Source organism: Faecalimicrobium dakarense (assembly GCF_000499525.1).
Lineage (GTDB): Bacteria > Bacillota > Clostridia > Peptostreptococcales > Peptostreptococcaceae > Faecalimicrobium > Faecalimicrobium dakarense.
The window spans coordinates 20,232-29,740 of the sequence record NZ_HG529241.1 but is presented as its reverse complement, the minus strand read 5'-3'; the positions used below and the strand labels follow the sequence as shown (position 1 = coordinate 29,740).

Sequence of the window (9,509 nt, the reverse complement as noted above, 5' to 3'; positions counted from 1 at the left end):
TCTGTATATCTTTAAGCGTTGACTGCCATAGAATATAATCTTCTTCATCTACTCCTGTTATTTCTGGTACTAATTCTTTTAAATCATAGTATTTCATACGTCTAATTTCCTTTCAATTTTTACTTGTTGTCAAAAAAATAAGGCTAACTATGTCAACCTTATTACTATTTTATACCAATATAGCTTTGTTAGAAACCATTATTTCAACTACTATACAAACTCCTAAACCTATTACTGCTCCTATTACAAATCCCCACATTTTACTTCCTCCTTTATTTTTTTAAATATTCTTTCCTTTGATTTATTATAGTTTTAAATGTTGTTATTCCAAATGTTACTCCCGCTACAAATAGTTCTACAGTCATCTTTAACCTCCTAGTATCAATCTACTTAGTTACTATTTCTTTTAAATTATTTAAAAACTCTTTTGAAAACACATTTTGTTTTATTGCAACTTCAATTAATTTTAGTAAATCTTCTTCTGGTAAATCCAATGGTCTTGGTACTAATTGTTCCTCTTGTCTGTATGTATCTTTAAAGTAAACAAATCTTATTTCTTCTTGATTTAGTTCTTTTACAAATATTTTTTCTATTCCGTAAGCTATGTTATCTTCTCTAATTTTAGCTTGTCTAAGTACCTTACAGTATTTAGTTTCTTTTATTATTTTACTCATTTCATTTCTCCTTTTTATTAGTACTCACTACTCAACATCATTGTTGAATACTCCCCATCGTCTATTACAAATATCTTTACTTTAGAATTTATTCCTGTATTTACTACTACATGCCCTTTTTTATACTTAGGTATTTCCTGCCTATGCTCTATCTTAAGTAACCTATTTTTTATAGGCTCTATTTCAAACACCTGTAAATAGTCTTTCTTTATTTTTATTCCTACTATCATTGACCACAGTAGTATCTGTATTTCTAATGGTATTTCCTCTGAAACACCTCTAGTTAAGTATCTATCTTTATCAAACATTTATCTTCATCCTTTCTTTTAGACATAGAAAAAGAGATAGTCTTTTTATCGACTATCTCTTTAGTTAATATTTATTCTCCTTTATTTGTTGCCCCTGCAATTAATCCTATTATCCCTAATATTACTCCTCCTATTACTATCCACTTTAATAACCCTATGAAAATTCCTCCTAGCGAAGTTAATATTATGTACGCTATGACAAAACATCCAAACCAAAGAGTTCCTATTGCTCCACATCCAAAATATGTTATGTCTAGCATTGAATTTACTAGAAAAAATATAACTGTTGCTAAAATTATTGCTATTACTCCCAGTATCATTTTATTATTCTCCTCCAAATTGTGCTATTCTTTATTAAGTTTATTTATTAGTCTCTTTACCCATCTATCAGAGTAACCTAGTTCTCTAGACATTTCTCTTAGGCTCTTCTTATCTTTATTTTCAATGATGTATTTTTCTACGTATTCATTTGAATGAAGCTTCATAGGTAGATTTATCTGCTGACCTTTATAGTGTTTATGTATCATCTTTACTATTTCTTCTCCTAAAATCTCTACCATTTCTGCATAGATTCCTCTATAGTCACTCTTGTCCTTTTTCATGCTCCACCTCCTCTGTCGGTACTTATTAATAATAACGACTTCTACGGAAAGTTTCTTCTGTAATTATCCCTTGAAAAGTTCCACCTATTGTTCCTTATTTAGTTCTATTAGACTCTTTAATTCTTTCTTGCAAACAACTACTATTGAGAAATCATTTGAACACAAAAATAGAGCTGAAATGTATTCAGCTCCTTGTATTTCGTCTATGTATTCAGGTATTATTCCTTTTAGTTGATTTTGTTTTAGTTCCTCTATTCCAGCTTTATCTACTACTGCTACGTATCCACCTAAGTCTTCTGCCGTTCTTTCTATACCGTAGTTTTCATCTAGTAGTTCTATAGTAGTTTCTATTGCAGATAGTACCTCTGTTGGTATTTCCTCCGCTAATTCTAAATCTTGTTTTTTCCAAATGTTTATTATCATTGTATCTTCCTCCTTATTTTGAAAACAAAATAAGCTAAATGAAGTTTTTTAACCTCATCTAGCTTTATCATAATTATAATATATATTCAAAACTAAATTTTAATACAAATACTTATTTTAAATTTTAAAAAGATACTACACAAATATGTAGTATCTCAAAATATATCTATTTACCAAGGGTGACTATGTTATTTTAATCAATATTTACTAAAGAAAGAATCCAGTTAGTCCAACTTATTACAGTTGATGATCTTCTCATCATTGTTACCTCTGATTTTACATTATGTATATATGACTCTTTCATCAAATTTGTTATTTCGTTTTTAGTAGGACTTTCTCCCTTTTTTATATATAATTTAATTGATTTATTAAAAACCTCATGCTCTAATATTAATTTTACTAAACTTAACTGTCTTGCTCTATGTTTTTGCCTTATAATTTTTTTCCCTATGTTTGATAAAGAATATATTATAGGATTAGTATCTTTTTTCTTTATTAGCCCTAAATACATCCCTGCATTTGTATAGTAATCTGCTTGCCTAGGATCAAAATCATACTTTGATACTATATCTTCCTTATTCATATCATCATTTAATAGTAGCTCACATAAATTTATTATTCGCTTAAAATTATCAGCTTGTGGAAATGGTATCTCTGGTTCTTTTTTCAATTTTACATCATGTAGGATTGATAAAATATCACCTAATGAAATATCTTCTTGATCAATTATATAATTCTTTTGCTTTACTAAAACTAGTGAATTGTAATTTTTAGGATCTAAGAAACTATATTCATAAAATGAAAATATATCATTTGAATATGTCATAAAAATAGACTTAACTTTTTTAGACACTTTTTTACTCCATAGTCGATATGGATAATATAATTGTCTTATCAAAAAGTCATCAGAAATAGAATTTTTAGCTTCTATTAAAGCTAAATTTTCAATCCCTTCATATCCACCATCTATCTCAATTTGCGAATTACTTACATATACTGGAAGTTTATCCTTTTGTTTTGTATTGTTTATAATAAATTCAAATTCTAAAGAACTCATTCTTCCACTTACGACAGGAAGTATTCTTTCATCTTCCATAAAATCAGCTATTATGCCTGATACATATGCACAATTTATAGCCATAGCTTCACTAGTAATACATTCATAATCTATACTTTCTATATACTCTGGAAATTTTACCTTAGTAATTTCAGTGTTTATCTCTTCAAAAGATTTATATGCTTCAAATTGAGAAATTATATAACTCCCTCTTGTTATTGGTAATATAGAAAGACTATGCTTTTTAAATATTTCAGGCAACTGACTCTTGTGATCGAATTTAGCCATTAATCTAGCCTCCCTAAACTCACCAATCTGAGATGCAGTTACTCTAAAATATCCAATATTAGTTATTTCTTCTAATACATTATACTTTTTAAATATTTGCTCCCATGCTATATCATTTTTACTTTTACTAATAGTTTCTCACTAGCACTTCATCTACGTCTCCCCTCTTGTCACCCTTTGAGTTTATAGATCTTTTTGCTTTTATTATTTCTATTTTGTAATCACTATATAAATCCATTATAAATGGAGTTGATGAATTTGATAATAAAAACTTAACTCCTTTTGAATCTAATTTGTCACATAGCTCCTTTAATCGTTCTTGTTCTTTTCTATTGAATCCACCTTTTGCATATCCTGTAAAATTAGAGCTATCAGATACAGGATCGTATGGTGGATCTAAGTAAACAAAAGACCCTTTTCTAATTCCTTTTAGTGAATCTTCAAAATCTCCACATTTAAAACTAATATCATTATTATTAAAATATTTACTTACTGCTCTTAATGTAATTTCATTCACTATATCAGGATTTTTGTATTTTCCAAATGGAGAATTAAATTCTCCTGAATTATTTACTCTAAATAATCCATTATAACACGTTTTATTCAAGAAATGTATTCTGGATGCTCTTTCAATATCTGTCAATTGTTCATACTTTTCTCTATTTCTATCTAAACTTCTAATTTCATAGAAATATTCCGATTCATTTCTATGCTTCTTTAAATCTTTTATTAGAGACTCAACATCATCTCTCACTACTTTATATAGATTTATTAGTTCTTCATTTATATCATTAACTACTGCCTTTTTAGGTTGAAAATTAAACAATACTGCTCCACCGCCAATAAATGGCTCGTAATAAGTTGAATATTTGTCTGGAAAATATTTTTCTATTTCTGGAATTAGCTGTCTCTTACCTCCAACCCACTTAAGCACAGGAGCTACAAGGCTATTTTTTTTCTACTCAACTTTATTTCCTCCTAGTTTTTCTAATATATTTTTATCTGTTCTTGCTAACTCAAGTAACTCTAATAAGAACCTTGTCATACTTAAATTACTATCTTTAGCCATTGATTTTATTAATTCTTTTTGTTTTTTACTTACTCTAAATCTAATACACTCATCTTTATTATCCTCTATAAAATTAGTCATTTTATACCCCTTTTATATTCTATTTTCAATCTATGTTATTTTGTTATTGTCACTATATTTTGTTACTACGTTTCGTTACCACATCATTTCATTATATAGTATTTACTTTCTTAATACAATAGAGTTAACTAATTACTACCTTTAAATAAAAAAGAGGTAATCCTATTCAAATAGCATTACCTCTTTTTAAGTAAATTTATATACGTCTCTATTTATTTATTTCTCTACACAATGTCTCTTTTGGATATGTTCCCCTGTCAAACCTACAACTTTCACAGTGACTTTGAGGCCCTTCTGGTCTTTTTGCTGATGCCCTTTTTTGCGTTGTTCCAAAATGTTCTGGATATTCATAGTAAACATGTTCTTTTCCATTGTTTTGAGAACAGCTTGGACATGATTTATACTTTCCATCTTCACTATATTGTGAGATACTAAGTGATTTACCACAAACTATACAATTATCTGCCATTGTTATTAACCCCTTTACTTTTTACTTAATAACAATTATATCCAATAATATATCTTTTTACAAAGATTTATTATTTAATTGTAAAAATATTAAAACCGCGCTCCGTTACTTGTGATACGGTTCACTATTATTTATTCTAAAAACTCATTACTATTATTATTTTAATTTATATTGTATTCAATAAAAAAAGCTACATCAAATTAATGATATAGCTTTATATTTATTATCTTATACTAATTTACTTATAACTTCTTCCGTTGTAAGTAAATCACTTGATAACATATCAAAATTCATATAATCATCTTCCTAAATTATTTATTAGAAACATCTATGTCCTTATCTTCAAGTCTTTTATTTACATTTTGTGAGAATATTTCATACACTACACTTAAGAGTGGCATTCCTAATAACATCCCTAAAATCCCAAATAAATTACCTCCAACAACGATAGCTAGTAGTATCCATAAAGAAGAAAGCCCTAATGAGTTTCCTACTACTACTGGATATATAAACTTCCCATCTATTTGTTGTATGGTAATTATTATTACTAAAAATAGTATTACTACATTAGGCTTTACCATAAGGATTATAAATGCAGATATTGCTATACCTAAGTATGTCCCAAAAATCGGAACAAAGTTAGAAATAGGTATTAATATACTTATAAGTAATGCATATGGTATTTTAAATAATGAAAGTGCAATAAAAAATACTGTTCCTAATATTAATCCATCTGTAGATTGTCCTAATATAAATCTAGAAAATTTATGATGAGTTAACTTTATTACATAAATTATTTTTTCACATTTTTTTTCACTTATAAAAGCATATATTGCTTTCTTAAATTGTATAGAAAGTTTTTCTTTACTCAGTAAAATATATATAGCTATTATTATAGCTAAAAATAAATTTACAAAGAAATTAGTTATCCCAAGTGTAAAATTAAACAAATTAGATATAAGCATATTTGTAATATTGCTAAGATATAATAATCCCTTTTGAATTAGTGATGGTATATCAGCATTTAAATATTTAATTAAGTCTAATTTATTTAAATTCTCAGTTATGTAGCTTTGTAGTGATTTTATGTAATCTGGAATACCATCAGTTAAAGTTATTAAACTATCAATTAACTGAGGTACTATGTAATTTATAAATGCACTTATTAAAATAGAAACAATTATAAGTGTAGACACTAAAGCTATTACTCTTGACATTTTTTCTATGGTCTTATATTTTTTTCCTAAAGGTTTTATTAACTTCTCTTCAATAAGTTTCATAGGAATATTGATCAAAAATGCAATTACTCCACCTATTATAAATGGTTTAAATGCGATTATTAATTTTCTTAAAACGTTTGGTATTAGTGTCGGCTTTATTACTAAAACCAGAAAAACCATTATATATGTAGAAATAATAAGTTGATTTTTCAACTTTAAATCTTTCAATTTGTTCATTAATGTCCTCCTAGATAGTATTAAAATACTATAGTATATTCTTCCTAAATTTGTCACATTCTATTATACATTTTTATTATATACTACCATATTTATCAAAATAAAAAAAATACTTACATAAGTAAGTATTCTTATCTGTCTCCCCAAGAAACAAGTTTATCCCAAGGATCTTTACCAAAACTAACTCCTAATAAAAGCCCAAATATTAATACATAAAGAGCATATATTGGTATTACTAAAAATTTTTTAAAATTATCTTTTAGTATGTTCATATGCCTCTCCTTTTATAAAAAATATAATATAGACTTATAATAGCCTATACATTATATTATACCCCAAAGTAATATAATGCTCTACATTATTAAATTTAAATAAAAGATTAATCACTTATTAATTTCAAAAGATCTACAATAATAATCATCTCTATACAATCTATAATAATAAAACTCTCTATCTTCCTTTTCTCCAAGTACAAATAAGGTTTTAGTGGCTAATTTTTCAAAACCCACTTTTTCAATTACCCTTTGGGATGATTGATTTCCAATTTGAATTATTGCCATTAAAAATTCTATATCACTATTTTTAAAAATCCAATTTATAATAGCCTGACTAGCCTCTGTTGCATATCCTCTGTTAATATGTTTATTGTCTATAAAGTATGCAACTTCTGTTTCATTATTTACTTCTTCTTTAGAGTCAATTCCAATAAAACCTATTAATTTATTAGTCTTTTTTAAAGTGATTCCCAGTATTAAAGTTGGATTTTCTTTGCTATATTTTAAGTATTGACCCATTCTCCAATTAATCCAAGTTATAGTTTCATTCATAGTACTTTCAAAATCCGGCATCCATTTTAAAATATGTGATTGATTCTCTATTTTATTTAAATCTTTTGCATCACTAATAGAAAATTCTCTAATCACTAATCTTTCGGTTTCAATTCTAATCAAAATTAGCCCCCCAATTAAACCTTATATATAATCACTTTATATCTTATTATTTTTTATTTGACTTTAGAATTATTAGTTTCTATAATATATATTTTGATTTAAAAAAATAATTATATATATAGTTATTAATTTCACTCCTAAAAAATGCAATTTCAGTCCACTTTAGTTATTTTATATATTATTAATTTTATTTTTCATTAACCTCATGGAATAATTTACCTTGACAATTTTGGATTACAAGTGTAATATTAGTTTAGAATTACAATTGTAATCTTTAATCAGGGGGTTTATTATGAGGAGCAAAATAATATGAATGAATTATTTAAAACTATAGTTCAAAGTACTTTTTATGCAAGTGTTATAGGTGTTTTTATATTACTTATTAAAGTTGTTTTTAAGAATAAATTAACACCTAAGTGGATTTACTTAATCTGGATGCTATTAATTATAAAGCTTATATTTCCTTTCGGTCCACAAAGTAACTTTAGTATATTCAACAAAATAGAAACTAAAAATATTATTTATAATGGCGTAGCAATAAACGAAAGTAATATAAATAAGCAAATACATAAAATTGAAAATACTGATACAGGCAAAAACATTAATACAAATATAGAGGGTATAAAAAGAAATAACAATCCTATAACGCCTATAGAAACAACTTCTATAAATTATAAGTTTAATCTAAGTTATATATGGCTGATTGTATGTTTAGGATTTATAATACTTTTTAGCTTTTCATATATTTTATTAATTAAAAATTTAAAGAAAAATCAAATAGTTCTAGATTCAAGACTAGAGAATTTATTTTTTAAATCTAAACAAAAAATGAATATAAAATCTAGTATTAGATTAATTCTAAGCGATACAATACGCTCTCCAGCTATAATGGGAGTTTTTAAGCCAACTATTGTAATTCCTTTAAGTATTATTGATTCAGATGATAAAGATTTAGAATATATATTTTTACATGAGTTGTCACATTTCAAACGAAAAGATAATGTTATGAATTGTGTATTAATAGTCCTTCAATCGATACATTGGTTCAATCCATTTATATGGTATTTATTTAAACAAATGAGAGAAGATATTGAACTAGCCACAGATGAAAAGGTACTTTCTTGTTTAGAACGTAATGAATATAACGATTATGGAATTACATTATTAAATGTAGTTTCAAAAATTAACAGATTAGGTTTTTATCCAAATATAATTAGCATGGCTGATAATAAAAAAGGGGTGGAAAAAAGAATTATGAATATAAAATTTATGAAAAATAAAAAGAAAAATGGCATAGTTATTACTTTAGTAGGGGTATTAATTTTAGTAGTTGCATCTCCTCTATTTTTAACTAGCGCAAAGTCTAGTGCCAAAAGTAGTGAAAATAAAGTCCTTAAAAGTAATGATAAGTTAAGTGAAATTCAGCAAATCTACTTTGATATAATTGGAAAGAAAAAGTCAAATGAGTTTATGACTAAATCTGATGTTGAAAATATTTTAAAACTTTTAAATATAACACCTGAAGAAGATAATAAATCTAAAGGTGAAGAGATATTTAAACAAGAATCAAAGTATCTTACATTAAGATATGAACCAAAAACTCAAAAACTCTCTAGTTTAAATTATAAAGATACTAAAGAAAATGATGAATTTGATTTATACGTTTCACATTTAAAAAATAATCCAGAGATCGATGAAGATAAATCATTTGGGGTACTTCTTGATAATATAAGCTTAAATACTTTAGAAAAAATATCAAATAGTATAAATTATAATGGTGCAGATAAAAAGTTATATGATACATATATCTCAATAGTTAAAGATGTTCAAAAAAATCCATCTCTAACAAAAGATGATATAATGAATAAATATAAAGATTTTAAAAATTCTAGTAAAAGAATAATATTAGAAGGCAATGGTAAATTAATAGTTTATTATGGCTTAGATGGTAGGATACTTTTCCTACAGCTATTTTCAAATAATAACTCTGATACACCTTTATTTGATTCTTCTACATCAAATAATAAACCTGGGCCAGGATATAATAATTCTATAGTTATAAATTTAAACGATATTATAAATCAAAAAGATCTTTTTACTAAGATTATAAGTAATTAAAATAAAACCGATA

At 25.9% G+C, this 9,509-nt stretch carries 13 protein-coding genes; 1 reads left to right on the top strand and 12 read right to left on the bottom strand.

The annotated features are described in order from the left end of the window. Positions 1–386: 386 nt before the first annotated feature. The 12 genes from BN899_RS02470 to BN899_RS02420 all read right to left on the bottom strand — a co-directional run bounded on the left by BN899_RS02470 (position 387) and on the right by BN899_RS02420 (position 7,378). The gene (locus BN899_RS02470; RefSeq protein ID WP_042272477.1) at positions 387–674 is read right to left on the bottom strand and encodes a hypothetical protein; all 288 of its coding nucleotides are present in this window, start codon (positions 672–674) and stop codon (positions 387–389) included. 17 nt (positions 675–691) lie between these two features. Further along, positions 692–982, bottom strand: a complete 291-nt coding sequence (locus BN899_RS02465; protein WP_021367435.1) for a DUF960 family protein — start codon at positions 980–982, stop codon at positions 692–694. A 71-nt stretch (positions 983–1,053) separates the two neighbouring features. Beyond that, the gene (locus BN899_RS02460; RefSeq protein WP_042272474.1) at positions 1,054–1,302 is read right to left on the bottom strand and encodes a hypothetical protein; all 249 of its coding nucleotides are present in this window, start codon (positions 1,300–1,302) and stop codon (positions 1,054–1,056) included. A gap of 24 nt (positions 1,303–1,326) precedes the next feature. After that, positions 1,327–1,584, bottom strand: a complete 258-nt coding sequence (locus BN899_RS02455; RefSeq protein ID WP_021367418.1) for a Mor transcription activator family protein — start codon at positions 1,582–1,584, stop codon at positions 1,327–1,329. A gap of 84 nt (positions 1,585–1,668) precedes the next feature. Then, positions 1,669–2,007: a hypothetical protein gene (locus BN899_RS02450; RefSeq protein WP_042272472.1), complete on the bottom strand. Its 339-nt coding sequence runs from the start codon at positions 2,005–2,007 to the stop codon at positions 1,669–1,671. Positions 2,008–2,200: 193 nt separating this feature from the next. Further along, on the bottom strand, positions 2,201–3,463 hold the full coding sequence (locus BN899_RS02445; RefSeq protein WP_373276236.1) for a type II restriction enzyme: 1,263 nt from the start codon (positions 3,461–3,463) through the stop codon (positions 2,201–2,203). A gap of 16 nt (positions 3,464–3,479) precedes the next feature. After that, the gene (locus BN899_RS02440; protein ID WP_042272469.1) at positions 3,480–4,286 is read right to left on the bottom strand and encodes a DNA adenine methylase; all 807 of its coding nucleotides are present in this window, start codon (positions 4,284–4,286) and stop codon (positions 3,480–3,482) included. A gap of 24 nt (positions 4,287–4,310) precedes the next feature. Beyond that, positions 4,311–4,502, bottom strand: coding sequence for a plasmid mobilization protein (locus tag BN899_RS02435; RefSeq protein ID WP_021367413.1), 192 nt, complete (start codon positions 4,500–4,502; stop codon positions 4,311–4,313). Between the two features lie 208 nt (positions 4,503–4,710). Further along, positions 4,711–4,971, bottom strand: coding sequence for a hypothetical protein (locus BN899_RS02430; RefSeq protein WP_042272463.1), 261 nt, complete (start codon positions 4,969–4,971; stop codon positions 4,711–4,713). A 311-nt stretch (positions 4,972–5,282) separates the two neighbouring features. After that, entirely contained in the window at positions 5,283–6,428 is a 1,146-nt protein-coding gene (locus BN899_RS02425) for an AI-2E family transporter (RefSeq protein ID WP_042272461.1), read from the bottom strand. 131 nt (positions 6,429–6,559) lie between these two features. Further along, on the bottom strand, positions 6,560–6,700 hold the full coding sequence (locus tag BN899_RS18880; protein ID WP_154658874.1) for a hypothetical protein: 141 nt from the start codon (positions 6,698–6,700) through the stop codon (positions 6,560–6,562). A 111-nt stretch (positions 6,701–6,811) separates the two neighbouring features. Further along, entirely contained in the window at positions 6,812–7,378 is a 567-nt protein-coding gene (locus tag BN899_RS02420; RefSeq protein ID WP_052356519.1) for a GNAT family N-acetyltransferase, read from the bottom strand. Between the two features lie 309 nt (positions 7,379–7,687). On the opposite strand from BN899_RS02420, the gene BN899_RS02415 reads away from it, so the two are divergent. Further along, a complete protein-coding gene (locus tag BN899_RS02415; RefSeq protein WP_042272454.1) occupies positions 7,688–9,496 on the top strand; it encodes a M56 family metallopeptidase in 1,809 nt (602 codons plus the stop codon). The last annotated feature ends 13 nt before the right edge of the window (positions 9,497–9,509 follow it).